Source organism: Geomonas limicola (assembly GCF_014193675.1).
Taxonomy (GTDB): domain Bacteria; phylum Desulfobacterota; class Desulfuromonadia; order Geobacterales; family Geobacteraceae; genus Geomonas; species Geomonas limicola.
The window spans coordinates 105,042-123,970 of the sequence record NZ_BLXZ01000001.1 but is presented as its reverse complement, the minus strand read 5'-3'; the positions used below and the strand labels follow the sequence as shown (position 1 = coordinate 123,970).

Annotated in this window: 13 protein-coding genes; all 13 read left to right on the top strand. The window is 62.8% G+C overall.

The annotated features are described in order from the left end of the window. The 13 genes from H7688_RS00485 to cysN all read left to right on the top strand — a co-directional run bounded on the left by H7688_RS00485 (position 1) and on the right by cysN (position 18,918). The gene (locus tag H7688_RS00485; RefSeq protein ID WP_183359054.1) at positions 1 to 1,365 is read left to right on the top strand and encodes an HlyD family secretion protein; all 1,365 of its coding nucleotides are present in this window, start codon (positions 1 to 3) and stop codon (positions 1,363 to 1,365) included. Continuing rightward, the gene (locus H7688_RS00480; RefSeq protein ID WP_183359053.1) at positions 1,362 to 2,954 is read left to right on the top strand and encodes a DHA2 family efflux MFS transporter permease subunit; all 1,593 of its coding nucleotides are present in this window, start codon (positions 1,362 to 1,364) and stop codon (positions 2,952 to 2,954) included. Before H7688_RS00485 ends, H7688_RS00480 begins: the two co-directional genes overlap by 4 nt. A 227-nt stretch (positions 2,955 to 3,181) precedes the next feature. Further along, positions 3,182 to 5,212, top strand: coding sequence for a TonB-dependent receptor plug domain-containing protein (locus H7688_RS00475; protein WP_183359052.1), 2,031 nt, complete (start codon positions 3,182 to 3,184; stop codon positions 5,210 to 5,212). Further along, a complete protein-coding gene (locus H7688_RS00470; RefSeq protein ID WP_183359051.1) occupies positions 5,200 to 5,790 on the top strand; it encodes a TOL_0243 family YfiR-like periplasmic protein in 591 nt (196 codons plus the stop codon). The genes H7688_RS00475 and H7688_RS00470 overlap by 13 nt, the downstream gene beginning before the upstream one ends. 358 nt (positions 5,791 to 6,148) lie before the next feature. Further along, positions 6,149 to 6,697: a YfiR family protein gene (locus H7688_RS00465; protein ID WP_183359050.1), complete on the top strand. Its 549-nt coding sequence runs from the start codon at positions 6,149 to 6,151 to the stop codon at positions 6,695 to 6,697. 199 nt (positions 6,698 to 6,896) lie between these two features. Further along, positions 6,897 to 8,813 carry a TonB-dependent receptor plug domain-containing protein gene (locus H7688_RS00460; protein WP_183359049.1) on the top strand — a complete coding sequence of 639 codons (1,917 nt, stop codon included), beginning with the start codon at positions 6,897 to 6,899 and terminating at the stop codon, positions 8,811 to 8,813. A 501-nt stretch (positions 8,814 to 9,314) separates the two neighbouring features. Further along, positions 9,315 to 10,424, top strand: a complete 1,110-nt coding sequence (locus tag H7688_RS00455) for an enolase C-terminal domain-like protein (RefSeq protein ID WP_183359048.1) — start codon at positions 9,315 to 9,317, stop codon at positions 10,422 to 10,424. Between the two features lie 2 nt (positions 10,425 to 10,426). Beyond that, entirely contained in the window at positions 10,427 to 13,327 is a 2,901-nt protein-coding gene (locus H7688_RS00450; protein ID WP_183359047.1) for an FAD-binding and (Fe-S)-binding domain-containing protein, read from the top strand. Positions 13,328 to 13,369: 42 nt separating this feature from the next. Then, entirely contained in the window at positions 13,370 to 14,377 is a 1,008-nt protein-coding gene (locus H7688_RS00445; RefSeq protein WP_183359046.1) for an SDR family oxidoreductase, read from the top strand. 113 nt (positions 14,378 to 14,490) lie between these two features. After that, a complete protein-coding gene (locus tag H7688_RS00440) occupies positions 14,491 to 15,036 on the top strand; it encodes a class I SAM-dependent methyltransferase (protein ID WP_183359045.1) in 546 nt (181 codons plus the stop codon). 455 nt (positions 15,037 to 15,491) lie between these two features. Further along, entirely contained in the window at positions 15,492 to 16,184 is a 693-nt protein-coding gene (locus H7688_RS00435; protein WP_183359044.1) for a phosphoadenylyl-sulfate reductase, read from the top strand. A 116-nt stretch (positions 16,185 to 16,300) separates the two neighbouring features. Then, a complete protein-coding gene (gene cysD, locus H7688_RS00430; RefSeq protein WP_281379391.1) occupies positions 16,301 to 17,254 on the top strand; it encodes a sulfate adenylyltransferase subunit CysD in 954 nt (317 codons plus the stop codon). Further along, positions 17,254 to 18,918 (top strand): sulfate adenylyltransferase subunit CysN, encoded by a 1,665-nt coding sequence (gene cysN / locus H7688_RS00425; protein ID WP_183359042.1) that lies wholly within the window; start codon positions 17,254 to 17,256, stop codon positions 18,916 to 18,918. Before cysD ends, cysN begins: the two co-directional genes overlap by 1 nt. Positions 18,919 to 18,929: the final 11 nt, after the last annotated feature.

Sequence of the window (18,929 nt, the reverse complement as noted above, 5' to 3'; positions counted from 1 at the left end):
ATGGACGAGGAACCGCGCAAAGACGCCGCTCAAGCGTCGCCCGAACGGGCCGGAATCGGGGCCGACGAGCCGCGCCCGCTACCCGGTGAGCGTCGCAAGGAACCGCGCCTGGAGAAGGATGCAGGGGAGGGGGAGGAAGCCTCCAGGCACGAGGAAGAACAGCCGAAGAAAGGGAAGTGGGACGGTTCGAAGAGCCGTCTGAAAAGGACCTTCGGTTCGCGCAAGGTCCAGGTTGCCCTTGGCCTCACCGTTCTCGCCGTCGCCCTATTGTTCTGGTGGTACTCCTCGCTCTGGGAGAGCACCGACGACGCGCAGATCGACGGACACGTAAACCAGGTGAGTGCCCGGGTGACGGGGCAGGTGATCAAGGTACGTTTCGAGGACAACCAGTTCGTGCGTGCCGGGAGCGTACTGGTGGAAATCGATCCCACCGATTACCAGGTCGCCTTGGCGCGTGCCCGTGCCGAACTCGCCGAGGCGACCGCCGCTGCGGAAGGAGCCCGGATCGGGGTACCCATCACCTCGGTGGACACCTCGAACCAGGTTGCCACCGCCCGGGCCCGGGTCGCCAATGCCCGGGCCGGAATCGTCGCCGCCGGCAGGCAGCATGCGGCGGCGCGCGCCCGGGTCGACGAGGCCCGTGCCCAGAACCAGAAGTACCAGAGCGACCTGCGCCGCTACGCCCCGCTGGCTGCCAGGGACATCATCTCGCAGCAGCAGTACGACCAGGCTCGCGCCGCGGCGGCGTCGGCAGCGGCGAGCGTAGCTGCGGCCGACGCCACCATGCGCGCCGCCGCCCAACAGGTGACCCAGGCGCGCGGGCAACTGGCCCAGGCGGAGGCGGAACTGAGGACCGCACAGACCGCCCCCCAGCAGGTACGGGTGGCGCGGAGCCGGTCGGCGTCTGCCGAGGCCGCCCTCGAGCGGGCGCGTACCGCGCTGAGGCAGGCCGAGTTGAACCTGCAGTACACCAAGGTTGCAGCGCCGGTTGACGGCATCACCGGACGCAAATCCGTGGAGCCCGGGCAAAACGTGATGCCGGGGCAGAACCTCCTCTTCCTGGTTCCGGTGCAGGACATCTGGGTCACCGCCAACTTCAAGGAGGACCAGCTGCGCCAGATCAGGCCCGGCCAGCGTGTGAGGATCTCGGTGGACGCCTACGACCGCAGCTACGACGGTTACGTCGAGACCATCGGGGCAGCGAGCGGTGCCCGCTTCAGCCTGTTTCCCCCGGAAAACGCCACCGGAAACTACGTGAAGGTTGTGCAGCGCATCCCGGTGCGCATCCGGTTCAACAGGGGGCAGGACCCCGAACACCTGCTGCGGCCGGGGATGTCGGTGGTTCCCAAGGTGCGGGTCCAATGAGCGATCCGGACCGCCGGTCGCTGCCGCGCGAGGATACCTCCCAATGGCAGCCCAAGAGTAACCCCTGGGTGATCACTGCCGCGGTAATGCTCGCCACTTTCATGGAGGTGCTCGACACCACCATTGTCTCGGTCGCCCTGCCGCACATCGCCGGGAGTCTCTCGGCGACCACCGACGAGGCCACCTGGGTACTCACCAGCTACCTGGTCTCCAATGCCATCGTGCTCCCCGCCAGCGGCTGGTTTGCCCGTTACTTCGGCCGCAAGCGCTTCCTCATCACCTGCATCATCCTCTTCACCATCTCCTCGTTCATCTGCGGCATTTCCGGAAGCCTGGCCATGCTGATCCTGGCGCGCATCATCCAGGGGGCGGGGGGCGGCGCACTCCAGCCGCTATCCCAGGCCATCATCATGGAGAGCTTTCCCCCCGAGAAACGCGGCATGGCCATGGCCGCCTTTGCCATCGGTGTGGTGGTCTCCCCCATCCTGGGCCCCACCCTCGGGGGGTGGTTCACCGACCACTACTCCTGGCGCTGGGCCTTTTATATCAACATCCCGGTTGGCGTCCTGGCCGTCTTCATGACCAACCTCTTTGTCGAGGACCCTCCCTACCTGCGGGCGGCCCGCCCTGGCAAAATCGACGTGATCGGCTTCGGCCTGATGGCGCTCTCCCTGGGAACCCTGCAGATCATCCTGGACCGCGGCCAGGAGGTGGACTGGTTCGCCGCCCCGTGGCTCAGCTGGTTTGCGGCTCTCTCCGGCGTCGCGCTTGCCGCCTTCATCTACCGGCAGCTGAAGATTCCCGAGCCCATCGTGAACCTGCGGGTGTTTTCGGACCGCAACTTTGCCGTGGGAACGGTGATCATCTTCATGGTTGGCACGGCCCTTTACAGCGCGATCACCATGTTGCCGTTGTTTCTGCAGACCCTCATGGGGTATCCGGCGCTGCAAAGCGGTATCGCGGTGAGCCCGCGCGGCCTGGGGGCCTTTCTCACCATGCCGCTGGTCGGTTTTCTCACCGGGAGGGTGGACAATCGGAAACTCATCGGCACGGGGTTCCTCCTGGTCGGCTTCTCGCTCTGGCAGTTCGCCGGTATCAACCTGGAGATCTCGGTCTGGAGCATCATCTGGCCCAGCATCCTGACCGGCGTCGGGCTCAGCATGCTCTTCGTGCCGCTCTCCACGGTCACGCTGGGGACCCTGCCGCGGGAGGAGATGGGCAATGCCAGCGGCATCTTCAACCTGATGCGCAACGTCGGCGGGAGCGTGGGAATCTCGATGGTGACCACGATGCTTTCCCGGGCAGCACAGGTGCACCAGTCCGAGTTGACCCAGCGGCTCACCTCAGGACACTTCCTGTTCAGCGGGAGTACCCAAGCGCTGCAACGGATGCTGCAGGGGCATTTCGATCAGGCCGATGCGGCGCGCATGGCGCAGGGGGCGTTGCAGAACCAGCTGCAGCGCCAGGCGACCCTGCTTGCCTACGTGGAAAACTTCCGGCTGCTCTCCTTTCTCTGCTTTTTATGCATCATTGGCGTTTTTTTCCTGAAAAGGGTACGCGGCAAGGGCCCCGCAGGAGCTGCCCACTGATCCAGATTGGCTCAGCCAAGCCCTGGCTCCTTCAGGGCTTTTTTTTTGCCATCTCATCAGTGCCTGCCGCTATGTATGTAGGCAAAGTCTCACAAAAACGTTTTCTCACTGCGCATCCTGTGGTAATTTGCGATGGCTTGGTCCACGGGTATCGGTATCTTCAATGCAATGCCGACTGTCTTTGTCACGGTGAATGAGAAGGGGGCAGAGTAGCGAACATGCGTACTATGAGCATTCAGAGTAGAAAACCGGGGGTGGCCGTGCTGCAAATGGTCGCCATCGTCTTAGTGTCCCTGGCATTGACGGTTTCCCTCGGACCCGCTCCGTTGCAGGCAGCTGAAGGGCCCGATGTCCTGGATCTGCCCCTGGAACGCCTGCTGGACGTCCCCGTGGTCTCCGCCTCCCGCAAGACCCAGGCGCTCTCCGAGGTAGCCTCGGCGGTCTTCGTGATTACCCAGGAAGATATCCGGCACTCGGGCGCCACCACCATTCCGGATCTGTTGCGCATGGTCCCGGGAGTCCAGGTTGCCAGCATGGACGGCAACGACTGGGCGGTTTCGGTGCGCGGCTTCAACGGCATCTTCGCCAACAAGCTCCTGGTGATGATCGATGGGCGTACCGTCTATACCCCGCTCTACGGCGGCGTCTTTTGGGACGTGCAGGACACCCTGCTGGAGAACATCGAGCGTATCGAGGTGATCCGCGGGCCGGGCAGCACCATGTGGGGTGCCAATGCCGTGAACGGGGTGATCAACATCATCACCAAGAGCGCGCGCGACACCCAGGGCGGGCTGGTTTTGGGGCTGGTGGGAAGCCGTGAGCGCGGGACGCTGGGGGTCCGCTACGGAGCCGAGCTCGGTGAACAGTCGAGCTACCGGCTCTACCTGAAGCACGTCGACCGGGGCAGTACCGATGCGATCAACCTGCCAAGTCCGGACACTCTCGAGATCACCAGGGGGGGCTTCAGGGTCGACAGCGCCCTGCGCGACGGTCTTGATTTCACCTTTCAAGGCGATGTCTACGGCGGGAACTCCGATCACAGTTACGTGATCCCTGCCTATGCGTCCCCTTATTTCAGTAACCCTACCTATGCCGCCAGCGTTTTTGGCGCGAACCTGATCGGCCGGCTCGACTGGCTCCAGGCGCCCACCTCGAAGTGGTCGCTGCAGCTTTACTACGACCGCACCCAACGCGACATCCCCCTGGTTCAGGAGACCCGCAACACGGTCGACCTCGACCTGCAGCACAACGTGAACCTCGGGGGACGCCACGAACTGACCTGGGGGGTAGGCTACCGGTACCTGCAGGATAGCTCGCCCGGCAGCCCTTTTTTTTACCTCGTTCCTGACAGCCGCGGACTCTCGCACGTGAACCTCTTTGTCCAGGACGAGATCAGCCTGCTCCCCGAGACCCTGCGGCTTATGCTGGGAAGCAAGGTCGAGCACAACGAGTTCACCGGGTGGGAGTTCGCACCCTCGGCCAAACTATCCTGGACCCCGCGCAAGGGGATGAGCTTATGGGCGTCGGTAACGCGTTCGGTGCGTACCCCGACCCGCGGCGAAAACGATATCCGGATCGGCGTCGGCCTGATCCCGCCGACCCCGCCGGCCGGCGTCCCCACCTTGCTGGTACTCACCGGCAACCGCGGGCTCGTCTCGGAAACCGTCATCTCCTACGAGGCCGGATTCCGAAGCGACCTCAATCACGCCGTTTCACTCGATCTCTCCACCTTTTTCAACCGCTACCACAACATCGTCGGCAACAGGTTTGGCGCCGTGGTCACCTCGGGAAACCAGCAACTGCTTCCCGACAACTTCGTGAACCTCGGTAGCATCGACAGTACCGGCGGGGAAGTCTCGCTGCAGTGGCAGCCCCAGGATTGGTGGAAGCTCAAGGGGGGCTACGCGTTGCTGCGGGTTTTCGGGGAAGCGCCCCAGGGGAACCCAGGGAGCAAAGCCTCCCCGGAGCACCAGGCCACCTTGCGCTCCTTGATGAGCCTCGGGAAGTGGGTGGACCTGGATCTTTGGGGGCGTTACGTCGGGGGGAACTATTACCAGCTGCAGCAGGAGAACGTGCGGATCCCCGCCTACCTGACCCTTGACGCACGCCTTGCCTGGCGCCCCGCCCCCGGCTGGGAACTGGCACTGGTGGGGCAGAACCTGCTGGAGCGCCGCCACCTGGAAACGGTGACCGACCAGACCCTGGCCAGGCACGAGATGGCGAGGAGCCTGTACGGTAAGGTGACGTGGGACTTCTAGGAACCCTGCGCATCTGGGGTGCCCTTTGCAGCTCCCGGCACTGCCAACGCGCTTTCTCTCTGGCGCTGCTGCTTTTGTTGGTGGGGCTACCGCATGACGGGGGGAGTGAAACCGCCTCGGGTGAGTTCGCCCTGAAGGCCGCCTTCATCTACAACTTCTCCAAGTTCGTCGAGTGGCCGGAAAGCGCCTTCAAGGGAAAGAGCGAATTCTGCATCGGAACGCTCGGGCGTTCGCCGCTTGACCAGCCCCTGTCCTCCCTGGCCGGGCGCAGCGTACAGGGACGCAACATCTTGTTTCGCCGGTTGAATTCCCCAGAGGAGGCAGCGCAGTGCCAGGTGGTCTTCCTCTCGCGTTCCGAACTTGCCAGGGTAGACGGCATTCTCGACCTGCTCAGGGACCAGCCGGTGCTCACTGTCGCGGACCGGGAGGATTTTTGCCGGCGTGGCGGGATGCTTTGCCTTGACCAGGATAGCGGCAGGATCGTTTTTGACGTCAACCTGCGCGAGACCCAGCGCGCCCGTCTCAAGGCCAGTTCGCAGCTCCTCAAACTGGCACGCAGGATCTACGGTCGTCTCTGAACGGCTCCCTTCCAATGCCGCTGGGGGGGGCGGGAGCCTGCCGGTTCGCCTGATGGTGTAGTGGATTCGCCTCCCCCTTCTCAGGTATATCGAAGCCCACTTGCCTCCGTTTTTTGAGTATCATCCGAATCCGCACGAGACGACCTCCGACAGCGCCGCTCTCCCGGCGGACAGCTTTGGAGAGAGCTTCATAAAACCCCGCTATCTGTCGATGAGCTGGAATGAGCCTGCGAGATCCCACATGGTGCCTCGCGCCTCTTTTATCCTCCCCTGCAGAGACGAACCGACAGGTATGACGCACCACGCCCGGAAGGTGATGTTGGCAACCAGGAAATCTTACATAGCGTCCGCAGGATCAATGGCGACCCGGTCGGTGCTCTTTTGGGTAACCTGCATCGTTACCCTGTTGCTTGTTTCCCTTCCTTCCGGAGGCGGTGCCGAGACCTCTTCGGGCGAGTACAGCCTGAAGGCGGCCTTTATCTACAACTTCACCAAGTACCTCGAGTGGCCTCCCGGCTCCCTGCACCGCTCGGAGTTTTGCATTGCCACCCTGGGGCGCACCCCGCTGGATCGCAGCCTCAGCGGGCTGACCGGAAGGTTGGTCCAGGGCCACCCCATCGTGTTCCGCCAGGTCAGCTCCCCCGAGGAAGCCGCGCAGTGCCAGATCCTCTTCGTCTCCCGCTCCGAACTCGGCAGATTCGACGGCATCCTTAGTGCCCTTGGCGATCTTCCCATCCTGACCATTTCCGACCGCGAAGACTTCTGCAGGCGCGGCGGGATGCTGGCGCTTTACCAGGAGAACGGCAAGATCGCCTTCGAGGTCAATCTCAACGAAACGCAGCGTTGCCGGCTGAAGGTGAGCGCGCAGCTGCTGAAAATGGCAAGGAAAGTCTATGGTCACCAGTGATTATTCTGCTCTTGCACCTCCCGAGCCTGCGAAACTGCCACCCAGCCTATCGGGCGAGATGACGCGCGCCGGCTCCTCAGCTGTCGCGGGCCTCCGCAGTTCGGACGGCCGGAGCGCAGGAACCTTGTCGACGTGCCGCCTGCTGGGGGTTCTTTGTTGCTGTCTACTCTATGTTCTCCTGCTTGCGGCTCCGCGAGCCTTGGCCGCCGAAGGCGGGGTCGATGAACTGAGCGAATTGGGGCTGGATGAACTCCTGAAGGTAAAGGTGCTCAAGGTGTACGGCGTCTCGCGCTACGAGCAGGACGCCCACGAGGCACCGGCGCAGGTCACCGTGGTCGATGCCGAAGAGATCCGGCACCACGACTACCGGCTGCTCTCCGACCTCTTGAAAGGGGTGGCCGGTCTCTACGTCACCGACGACCACAACTACCGCTACCTCGGCTACCGGGGTTTCAGCGTGCCCAGCGACTACAACACCCGGGTGCTCATCATGATCGACGGGGTCCGCCTGAACGACGAGGTCTACCACCAGGCGCCCATCGGTTTCGACTTCCCGCTCGATTTGCGGCTGGTGGAGCGGGTCGAGATCGTTCGCGGCCCGAGCCAGGCGGTCTACGGGAACAATGCCTTCTTGCTGGTTATCAACGTCATCACGAGGATTCCTCCGGGGGTACTGAAGACCGAGACCGAACTCGCCGGTGACACAACCGGGGCCTTTTCCGCACGGGCCACGGCTGGAGGGCCGGTCTCCCGTGGGGGCGGCGGTCTGCTGGTTTCCGGGTCCTTTTACGGCGCACCGGGTCAGGATCTCTATTTCCCTGCCTTCGACACCCCGGCTACCAACCATGGCGTGGCGCACGACAGTGACTTCGCCCGCAGCGCCAGCGCGTTCTTGAAGTTCAACAGCGCGAAGTTCTCCCTGTTGGGGGGCTACCTGCACAACCTGAAAGGGATACCCACCGGTGCCTGGGGCACCACCTTCAACGACAACGCCTCGCGCACGTCGGATGACCGCTTTTTCGGCGACCTCTCCTATCATGCCGTCGAGTCTCCCGCGGGTGTGCTCAAATTACGCGCTTACCTGAACGGCTACAACTACAGTGGTACCTACTCCTATCGCCCGGTCTCGATCGATTACGACCATTCCCATTCCACAACCCTCGGTGCCGAGGTGGTGGGGAACCTGGTGCTCCCGGCGAACCACATCCTCGCCGCCGGGGTTGATTACCGGCACAGCCTGCGCGTCGAGCAGGGGGATTCCAAAGGTTTCCACGACGACCGGACCGTCGAAGAGGTCGGCCTTTTCGTGCAGGACGAGCATCGTCCTTTCCAGTCCCTGATCCTGACCGGGAGTCTGCGCTACGACCGGTTGAGCCAGGGACTCGATTCCTGGAGCCCCAAGGCGGCCGTGGTCTGGCTGCCGACTTCCGAACTCGCCCTCAAATACCTGTTCGGAAGATCTTTCCGGGCTCCCAACGCCTACGAACGCTACTACTCCGCCGACCCCTATCGTGCCAACCCGGACCTGAGGGAAGAGGTGATGTACAGCAACGAACTGGTGGCCGACCTGCAGCTTGACGGTCCCTGGCGGGCGACCGTCACCGGGTTCCAGTATGACTACCAGGGGCTCATCACCACCTACATCGACGGGGACGGCTTCTTTCGCCTGAAAAACGCCGGCACCATGCGCAGCCGCGGCATCGAGACCGAGGTCTCGGGTGCCTGGGAGAATTGGTCCGGCGGGTTCGGCTATACCTACCAGAACTCGCTGCTCTACGAAGGGAGCACCACCCACCCGCCCAACTCGCCGCACCACCTGATGAAACTGCGTCTTGCTCGCGAATTCCTGGCCCGCAAGGTCGTTCTTTCAGGGGAACTCCAGTACACCTCGCGCCTGGGGACCCTCAGCCCCGGCGCCAGCGTTGCCCCGTACCTGCTCGGCAACCTGACCCTCCTGGTCAAGGACCTGGCGCTGAAAGGGCTCGACCTGTCACTTTCGCTGCGAAATATCTTTGATACGACCTACTCGCAGCCTGGCGGCAACGAGCACCTGCCGGTCAGCTCCATTCCCCAGGAAGGGATCAGTGCCGGGGTCCGCGCCACCTACCGGTTTTAGCTGGTTCCTCGGAGGAATCTCCGGGATACCGGACAGGTAGGGGCGCATAATCATGGGCACAGCGCGCGGGCAGGCGCGACACATAAGCAAGTGCCCACCCGACACACTGTCTTCGGCCTTTGGTCGCCTCTCCTGTCGGGAGAGGGTGGGCGAATGATCATTCGCCCCTCCGCTAGTTTCCTGCCACGCCTGCACGGTGTCCCCCTAAAATCCCCTGAAGGACCTTTGGCCCGGGGCAGCGCTCCACCACTCCCAGCTCTCCGTCTTTCCCCACTTTAGTAACTCATCTCCCTCCCTTTCCAGGGTCACGTGCGCCTCGGCATGTTGACAACCCTTGCTCTCCACCTAGACTGTTAACGGTTAAAAAATACCAATAAAACATCGCGTGCTGTCTCGGAGACAGCCCTGCCAGCCAACTAACAGCCAGCAGCGCTTGGTGCTCGTTACCTGGCAAGACTTGGGGTGTTTTTTTTCAGTGAAAGCCAGAAAGGGTGTTGCCAGATGAAACTTCAAGCAGCAGTTGAAAGAGTAGAGGTTCGGGTTTTCAAAATCCCTACCGAAACGCCGGAGTCCGATGGGACCTACCGCTGGTCGGCGACCACGCTGCTGGTGGTGCAGATTCTCTCCGCGGGGGAACGCGGACTGGGCTACAGCTACGCCACGCCGGCGGCGGGGGCTCTGATCATGGAAAGCCTCGCCCCGGTGCTGGAGGGGAGAAGCCCGCTCGACACCGTTTCCTGCTGGAACCTGATGATCGCCGCCCTGCGCAACCTCGGAGCCTCGGGAATCGGGATGCTGGCGGTCTCCGCACTCGATGCCGCGTTGTGGGACCTGAAGGCGAAGCTGTTAGGACTGTCGCTGCTGGACCTGCTCGGGGCGGCGCGTGACGCGATCCCCGTCTATGGCAGCGGCGGTTTTACCTCATACACCATCGACGAACTCCAGCGGCAGCTAGGGGGATGGGCGGGACAGGGGATCCTGCGGGTCAAAATGAAGGTGGGGCGGCACCCAGAGGCGGATTCCGAGCGGGTGGTCCAGGCGCGGCAGGCAATAGGGGAGGGGACCGAACTTTACGTCGATGCCAACGGCGGCTATGCGGTACAACAGGCGCTGGGACTCGCCGAGCGCTACGCGGCCCTCGGTGTCACCTGGTTCGAGGAACCGGTTCAGCACCAGGATTTCGCCGGTCTGTGCCAGCTGAGAAAGCGCATGCCGCCCGGCATGGAAATCGCCTCCGGCGAGTACGGCTTCGAACTCGACTACTACCACCGGCTCTTGCAGGCGGGTGCCGTCGACGTGGTGCAGGCCGATGCCACCCGTTGCGGCATCACCGGTTTCCTCCAGGTGGCCGCCCTGTGCTCCGCCTACCGACTGCCTCTTTCCTCGCACTGCGCCCCGTCCCTGCACCTGCCACTTTGCTGTGCAGTCGTACCGGCGCGCCACCTCGAGTATTTCCACGACCACGTCCGGATCGAACAGCACCTGTTTGAGGGAACCCGCGAACCAGTGGCCGGGGTGCTCGCCCCCGATCGCCACCGCCCCGGACTTGGGCTCGCCCTGCGCGAGGACGTTGCCCGCCGCTACGAAATCCAGAACTCCTGCTGGAGGTAATCATGTCGAACCACCTGGAACAACGTCGGTATGTGGAGGATAAACTGAACCCCGGTGCCCTCGAGGCGGAATTGAAACAGTCGGTTGATGGCGAGGTGCGCTTCGACGCGGGGAGCCGGGCCCTCTACGCCACCGACGCCTCCAACTACCGGCAGATCCCGGTTGGTGTGGTGTTGCCGCGCAGCAAGGACGCGGTGGTCAAGACGCTGGAGATCTGCCAGCGCCACGGCGCCCCGGTGGTCTCACGCGGCGGTGGTACCGGACTGTGCGGCCAGACCTGCAACGCTGCGGTACTCATCGATCACTCGAAGTACCTGAACCGCGTGCTCGAGATCGACCAGCAGCAGAGCTTTGCCCGGGTAGAGCCCGGCACCATCTTGGACGACCTGCGCAACCAGGCTGAGCGCTACCATCTCACCTTCGGGCCGGACCCCGCCACCCACAACCACAACACGCTGGGGGGCATGCTCGGCAACAACTCCTGCGGCGCCCACTCGGTGATGGCCGGCCGTACCGTGGACAACGTACTGGAGCTGGAAGTGGTTACCTACGACGGGGTCCAGATGACGGTGGGGCCGACCTCGGAGCGCGAACTCGAGGCGATCATCAAGGCGGGAGGACGGCGCGGCGAGATCTACCAGGGGCTGCGCCAGATCCGCGACCGTTATGCCGACCTGATCCGCACCCGCTATCCCCGCATCCCGCGCCGGGTCTCCGGCTACAACCTGGACGAGTTGCTGCCGGAGAACGGCTTCAATGTCGCCGCGGCCCTGGTTGGCACCGAAGGCACCTGCATCACCATCCTCGAGGCGAAGCTTCGCCTGGTGCACAGCCCGCCGGGGCGCAGCATCCTGCTGCTCGGCTATCCCGACGTCTTCAGCGCAGCCGACCACGTGACCGATATCCTCAAGTTCAAGCCGGTGGCGCTGGAAGGGATCGACGCCCTTTTGGTCAACTTCATCCGAACCAAGTCGTTGCACGTCGAGGACCTGAGCCTGCTCCCGGCCGGGCACGGCTGGCTCATCGTGGAGTTTGGCGGCAAGGACCGCGAGGAGTCCGACCTGATGGCCCGGCGCGCCATGGAGGCCCTGCGCAAACTCCCCGATCCCCCCTCGATGAAACTCTACGACAACCAGGAAGAGGAGAAGCAGATCTGGGAACTGCGCGAACAGGGGCTGGGGGCCACGGCCAACGTCCCCGGTCTCCCCCTGAGCTGGCCCGGCTGGGAGGATGCAGCCATCGCACCTGAAAAGCTGGGGGGCTACCTGCGTGAATTCAAAAAACTGCTCGAGGCGCACGGCCTCACTGCCGCCCTCTACGGCCACTTCGGGGACGGCTGCATCCATTGCCGTATCACCTTCGACCTGGTGACCCGGGAGGGGATCGACAACTTCAACCGGTTCCTAGACCAAGCCTCCGACCTCGTGGTGCGCTATGGCGGTTCCTTTTCCGCGGAACACGGTGACGGGCAGTCCAAGGCCATTTTCCTGGACAAGATGTATGGCGACGAACTGATGCAGGCCATGAGGGATTTCAAGACGCTGTGGGATCCAGAGTGGAAGATGAACCCCGGAAAAGTGATCGATCCCTACCTGCCGGACCAGAACCTGCGCCTGGGGACCGAGTACAACCCCTGGCAGGCCCAAACCCACTTCCACTTTCCCGGCGATGCCGGAAGTTTCACCGCCGCATCCTTACGCTGTGTCGGGGTCGGCACCTGCCGACGCACCCATGACGCCTTCATGTGTCCGAGTTTCCTGGCCAGTCGGGAGGAAAAGCACAGTACCCGCGGGCGCGCCCGGCTCATCTTCGAGATGTTCCGCGGTGATTTCCTCACCGACCGCTGGCACAGTAAGGAGGTGCTCGAGGCCCTGGAGTACTGCCTTTCCTGCAAGGGGTGCAAGAAGGAGTGCCCGGTCAACGTGGACATGGCGACCTACAAGGCCGAGTTCCTGTCCCATTACTACGAGGGGCGCCTGCGCCCACTGCCGGCCTATTCCATGGGACTCTTCGGCATCTGGGGGGACCTCGGCTCACGGCTTCCCGCCCTGGCGAACTTCCTCTTTCAGACCCCGGGGGTGCGCGACCTGGTGAAGCTCATGGGGGGGATTGCTGCAGAGCGACAGATGCCCCGTTTCGCCGGTGAGCCGTTCACCAAGTCCGCCGCCGGCAGGCAGGCAGCCGAACAGCAGGATCCCACGGTGCTGCTCTATCCAGATGTCTTCAACGACTGCTTTTACCCCGACGCCCTTAAAGCGGCACTTGAAGCCCTGCAACGGCTGGGACACCAGGTAGCCGTGCTGACGCCGCGTCCCCCGGCCGTGCGCCCTCCTATCGACTACGGCATGCTCGACTTTGCCAAGCGGCAGATCGTGAAGAGCATCGAGCTTTTAAGCCCCTTCGTGCGTCGCGGCATTCCGGTCGTGTTCCTGGAACCGAGCGAGGTTGCCGTGTTCCGCGAGGAGCTCCCCAACCTGATGCCGCACCACCTGGACGGAGAGCGGGTGACCAAGCACGGCTTCCTGTTCAGCGAGTTCCTGATGCGGGAGGGACACCAGCCGCCAAAGCTTTCCGGGCACGTCGTCCTGCAGAGCCACTGCCACCAAAAGGCGGTCCTCAAGGGGGAGAGTACCCACAAGCTTTTGGCAGCCATGGGGCTCCAGGTTGTCGAACCGCAGACCGGGTGCTGCGGCATGGCGGGGTCCTTCGGGTTCGAGAAGCACAAGTACCGCATGTCGCAGGATATCGCCGAAGAGGCGCTTTTGCCGGCGGTGCGCAAGGCGGAGCCTGAGACCTACCTGGTTGCCGACGGTTTCAGCTGCCGGACCCAGATAACCCAGGCGACCAACCGGCAGGTGCTGCACAGCGCGGAGCTGGTCAGGCTGGCCTGGAACGGGAAATAAGCACATCAGGCGGGGCAGGGGGGCCCGCACTCGGGGGAGATCATGAGCGAGAATCTGCAGGGGAAAGTGGTGGTGGTAACGGGAGCCTCGGCAGGGGTAGGGCGAGCCACGGCGCGTGCTTTTGCCCGTGCAGGTGCCAGCGTGGCGCTTCTGGCGCGCAACCAGGAACGGTTGGATAAGGCCTGTGCCGGGCTCGAGGGTGCCGGGGTGCGCGCCTTGGGGATCGCGATCGACGTCGCGGACGCCCAGCAGGTCGAGGCGGCTGCCGAGCGCATCGAGGCGGGGCTGGGGCCGATCGAGGTCTGGGTGAACAACGCCATGGTCTCGGTCTTTTCCCCGGTCAAGGAGATGGAACACGAAGAGTACCGGCGGGTCACCGAGGTCACCTATCTCGGTGCGGTGTACGGTACTTGTGCCGCCCTGAGAAGGATGCTGCCGCGCAACCGCGGAATCATCATCCAGGTGGGCTCGGCGCTGTCGGAACGCAGCATCCCGCTCCAGTCGGCATACTGCGGCGCCAAGCACGCCCTGCGCGGCTTCACCGATTCGCTGCGTTGCGAACTGATTCACGACCGCTCCCAGGTGCGCCTCACCATGGTCCAGTTACCGGCGCTCAACACTCCGCAGTTCGCCTGGGTGAAGTCGCGGCTCCCCAGGAAACCGCAGCCGGTGCCTCCGATCTTTCAGCCCGAAGTCGCCGCAGACGCCATCGTTTGGGCGGCACGGCACGACCGGCGCGAACTTTACGTCGGCTTCCCGACGCTGCAGGCAATGTGGGGGAACAAGTTCATCGCCGGCTGGCTGGACCGCTACCTGGCTCGCACCGGTTACGCCTCACAGCAGACCGATGAGCCGGAGGACCCAAACCGCCCGGACAACCTCTGGCAGAGCGTCCCCGGCCCCTTCGGCGCCCACGGCAGCTTCGACTCCCGCGCGCACCCGGCAAGTTGCGAGGTTTGGATGGCGGAGTGTAAGTACTGGGGTGCGGCACTCATCGGAGCCGGTTTGGCCGCTGCAGCTCTTGCCTGCTGTCGCGGTCGCCGGTGCTGATCAGGGTGGACGCAGGTTTCGGAGCCATGGCCATATCGACAGCCAACGTGAAAATGAGTTAGCATTAGTAAAAGCTCATAAATTTCCCGAACCGGTTTAGATAGAGGCATACCATGGCACCCGCGGCAGTCAGTATCACTAAATACCTGAGGTTTTTCAAACACCAACATCTGCGCTCGGTGCTGGATTACGGCGCCGGCACCTTGCGCAATTCTCAATACCTGGCCGAGGAGGGGTTCGAGGTGTACGCAGCGGACCTCCCGGTGCAGGTGGAGCGGATCATGGCAATGGCGGGGCGCAGACAACTGGCCGGGGTATTGGCCAACAACGAGTTGGGGGAGAGCAAGTTGGGTGTCGACCTGGTCATCTCCAACTACGTGCTCAACATCATCCCTGACGGCAGCGAAAAGAGCAGCTACCTGAAGAACATCGTGCTGAACCTGCGTCCCGAGGGGTACCTGCTGGTCGAGGTAAGTTGCCGAAACCAACTGGAGGATTGCCACGGAACCTGCGAAAACGGACAGAAATGTGCGCACTGCATCAAGAGCTACAGTCATGGCGAATTGAACGACCTGCTGGCGCCTTATGGTTTCCGGCACGTGTGTCACTACTACCGTCGTCACGCGGTCGCGGTTCTCTACCAAGTCTTGAGCCATTGATTCCAACCAGGGCGACTCCTCGGGCGCAGTTGCGTTTCGAGGAATCTGCCAGAAGCCCCAGCCAACCTCGTTGTTCCTCACAATACACCAGCTGGTTGCCAGCCAGCTTAGGTCTCTCCTTATACCTCGTAACTTCCGCAAGATGGTGCGTGCCAAAGGTTGCCGGCTCTCAATGACACTGGAGAAAAGCGTGTCGACAGGGCGATTGCTCATATCTGCTCCTCGCCTGCCGATACTTATGTTGTTGCCAGAGTGCTCCCACCTCGAAGCAGCTTGCTCTGCCCGGTGAATACCCTCCTTGAGCGCTGTGGTAATGGCCGCAGTATAAACAACAACCAGTATGTGTGACAATTAAGTATATTTTTCTTGACTGAATAGCTTGCAGTATTATATACGTCATGCCAGAAGACGATGGCGCACCGGGTGCGCAGGTAAAACCGTGAAAGGATCTCTCCATGAAAGTTATTCCCGTAGTCCCTGCAAACGCCTCCGCGCAAGACATCCTGAAGACCGGCGTGGCCGCTGCCGATGGGCCCGTGAAACTCGCCTGCTCTTTTTCCCTGGAAGACGTCGCCATCATTGAACTGGTCCATGAACTGGGGCTCGATGTCGGGGTGTTCGCCTTGGATACTGGTAGGCTTAACGAGGAAACCTACGAGGTAGCCGATGCCTTGACCGAGCGCTACCGGATCAAGATCGACTGGTACTTTCCCTGCCACGAGGCCGTAGAAAAGCTGGAACGGGAAAAAGGTCTGTTCTCTTTCCGTGAGTCCCTGGAAAACCGCCACGAATGTTGCCACATCCGCAAAGTGGAGCCCCTGGGGCGTGCCCTTAAGGATCTCAAGGGGTGGGTTACCGGGATGCGCCGGGAACACGGTGTTACCCGCGGGGACCTGAAGTCAATCGAGATCGATCAGCTAAACGGCGGGATCCTGAAACTTAACCCCTTGCTGGACTGGACCGAGGCAGAGCTGCTGGCCTTCGCCAAGGAGCGCCGACTGCCCCAGAACCGGCTCTTCAAGGAGGGTTACCGCTCCATCGGTTGTGCACCCTGTACCCGCGCAGTCAAGCCCGGCGAAGACGCCCGTTCGGGACGCTGGTGGTGGGAAAATCCGGAACACAAAGAGTGTGGCCTGCACAGAAGATAGTTCCCATCAGTTGCCGCGCTACTTGAGCGCTGACGGTCCCTGAAACAGGGGAGCGGCGGGATCGCTAACATCAGGCAGCCCACTGGCAGTGACAACCTTACTGCGTATACTGATCTATTCGACGACAACGAAATCAAACCTCCACCTTCTACGAGAATCGAGACATGACCAGTAACCTGACCCATCTGCAGCAACTCGAAGCAGAAAGTATCCACATCATCCGCGAGGTGGTGGCCGAATTCGACAACCCGGTGATGCTCTACTCCATCGGCAAGGACTCCGCGGTCATGCTGCACCTGGCACGCAAGGCCTTCTATCCCGCGCCGGCACCTTTCCCGCTTTTGCACGTCGACACCACCTGGAAATTCCGCGAGATGATCCAGTTCCGCGACCGGATGGTGGAGGAGTCGGGCTTCAAGCTCATCGTGCACGTCAACGAAGAAGGCGTGGCCCGTGGTGTTTCCCCCTTCACCCACGGTTCGGCCCTGTACACCGACGTCATGAAGACCGAGGGACTCAAGCAGGCACTGGACCGCTACAAGTTCGACGCGGCCTTCGGCGGTGCCCGCCGCGACGAGGAGAAATCCCGCGCCAAAGAGCGCATCTTCTCTTTTCGGAGCGCAAACCACCGCTGGGACCCGAAGAACCAGCGCCCGGAACTTTGGAGCCTCTACAACACCCGGGTCAAGCCCGGCGAGAGTATCCGCGTTTTCCCGCTCTCCAACTGGACCGAACTGGACATCTGGCAGTATATTCACCTGGAGAACATCCCCATCGTACCGCTCTACTACGCGGCGGTGCGCCCGGTGGTGGAGCGCGACGGCATGCTCATCATGGTGGACGACGACCGGCTGGAACTGAAACCCGGCGAGGTGGTCCAGCACAAATCGGTGCGCTTCCGCACCCTGGGCTGCTACCCGCTCACCGGTGCGGTCGAGTCCGAGGCCGACACGCTGCCGCAGATCATCCAGGAGATGCTCTTGACCCGCACCTCCGAGCGGCAGGGGCGCCTTATCGACCATGACCAGGCGGGCTCCATGGAGAAGAAAAAACAGGAAGGGTACTTCTAATGGCACATCAATCCGAACTCATCGAGAAAGACATCCTCGCCTACCTGAAGAGCCAGGAAGAGAAGTCCCTGTTACGATTCATCACCTGCGGCAGCGTGGACGACGGCAAGAGCACCCTGATCGGGCGACTCTTGTGGGACTCCAAGATGGTCTTCGAGGACCAGTTGGCGGCCCTGGAGGCGGACAGCAAGAAGGTGGGGACCCAGGGGGGCGCCATCGACTATGCGCTCCTCTTGGACGGGTTGCAGGCCGAGCGCGAACAGGGGATCACCATCGACGTCGCCTACCGGTTCTTCTCCACCGACCGGCGCAAGTTCATCGTGGCCGATACCCCGGGGCACGAGCAGTACACCCGCAACATGGTGACCGGTGCCTCTACCGCCAAGGTCGCCGTCATCCTGGTGGACGCCCGCAAGGGGCTCTTGACCCAGACTCGCCGGCACAGCTTCCTGGTATCCCTGGTGGGGATCCGGCACATCGTCCTGGCCATCAACAAGATGGACCTCATCGATTTCGACGCCGAGAAGTTCAGGCGTATCGAAGACGACTACCGCGAGTTCGCCGAACCGCTCGGTTTCTCATCGATTACCGCTCTCCCCATCTCGGCGTTGAACGGCGACAACATCATCGAGAAGAGCGTCAACACCCCCTGGTACAGCGGGCCTACCCTGCTGCAGTTTCTGGAAACGGTCCAGGTCGAGGACGACCGGGCCGGGCAACCCTTCCGGATGCCGGTGCAGTGGGTGAACCGCCCCAACCTCGATTTTCGCGGTTTCTGCGGCACCATTGCCGCCGGCACCGTGCGCCCTGGCGACGAGATTCGGGTCTCCTCTTCGGGGCTGGTGAGCCGGGTCGACCGCGTGGTCACCATGAACGGCGACCTCGACGAGGCCGTGGCCGGGCAGGCGGTAACCCTTACCCTCAAGGACGAGATCGACATCAGTCGTGGCGACATGCTCACCGTTCCCGAGGCGGCGCCGCTTTTCACCCGGCACCCCGAGGCGCACCTGGTCTGGCTGCACGATGAGCCGCTGCGTCCCGGGCAACTCTACCTGGTGAAGAGCGCCACCGGGATCACCCCCGGCAGGGTGACCGACGTGCCGTACGCGGTCGATGTGAACACCCTGGAGCAGAAACAGGTGACTACCCTGGGGCTGAACGAGATAGCCCTGGTGCGGCTGGAGTTGGACCGTCCTGTACCGTTCGACCCGTACCGCGAGAACCGCGACACCGGCAGCTTCATCCTCATCGACCGGTTCAGTAACGCCACGGTGGCGGCCGGCATGGTATCCGAGGCTGTGGAACTGGAGTCCCACAAGGCACAGCTTGCCGAGCTTGAGCCGGAGACCGGCAGTGCCTGGACCCGACGCATCAGCCTGAGCGAACTCAGCGCCACGAGCCTCAACGTGGTCGATCTGACTGCTGAATACGGCACCTTCATCCTGGAAGCCCCGATCACCCTCCTAGCACACCTGGAGAAGGGGAACCGGGTGCTCTTCCGGTTGCGCGACCTCGGGCAGTTGCCGGCGGTGGCACTGCTTGCCTACGAGCACAACCTGGCCTTCGAGTTCGACCGCACCCTCGAAGGGATCAGCGTGTTGCTCTTCAAGCGCGGGAACCTTCCGCAAGACAAGGTTGATTCGGATACCGGAACCGGCATCTAGCAGCTCATTGC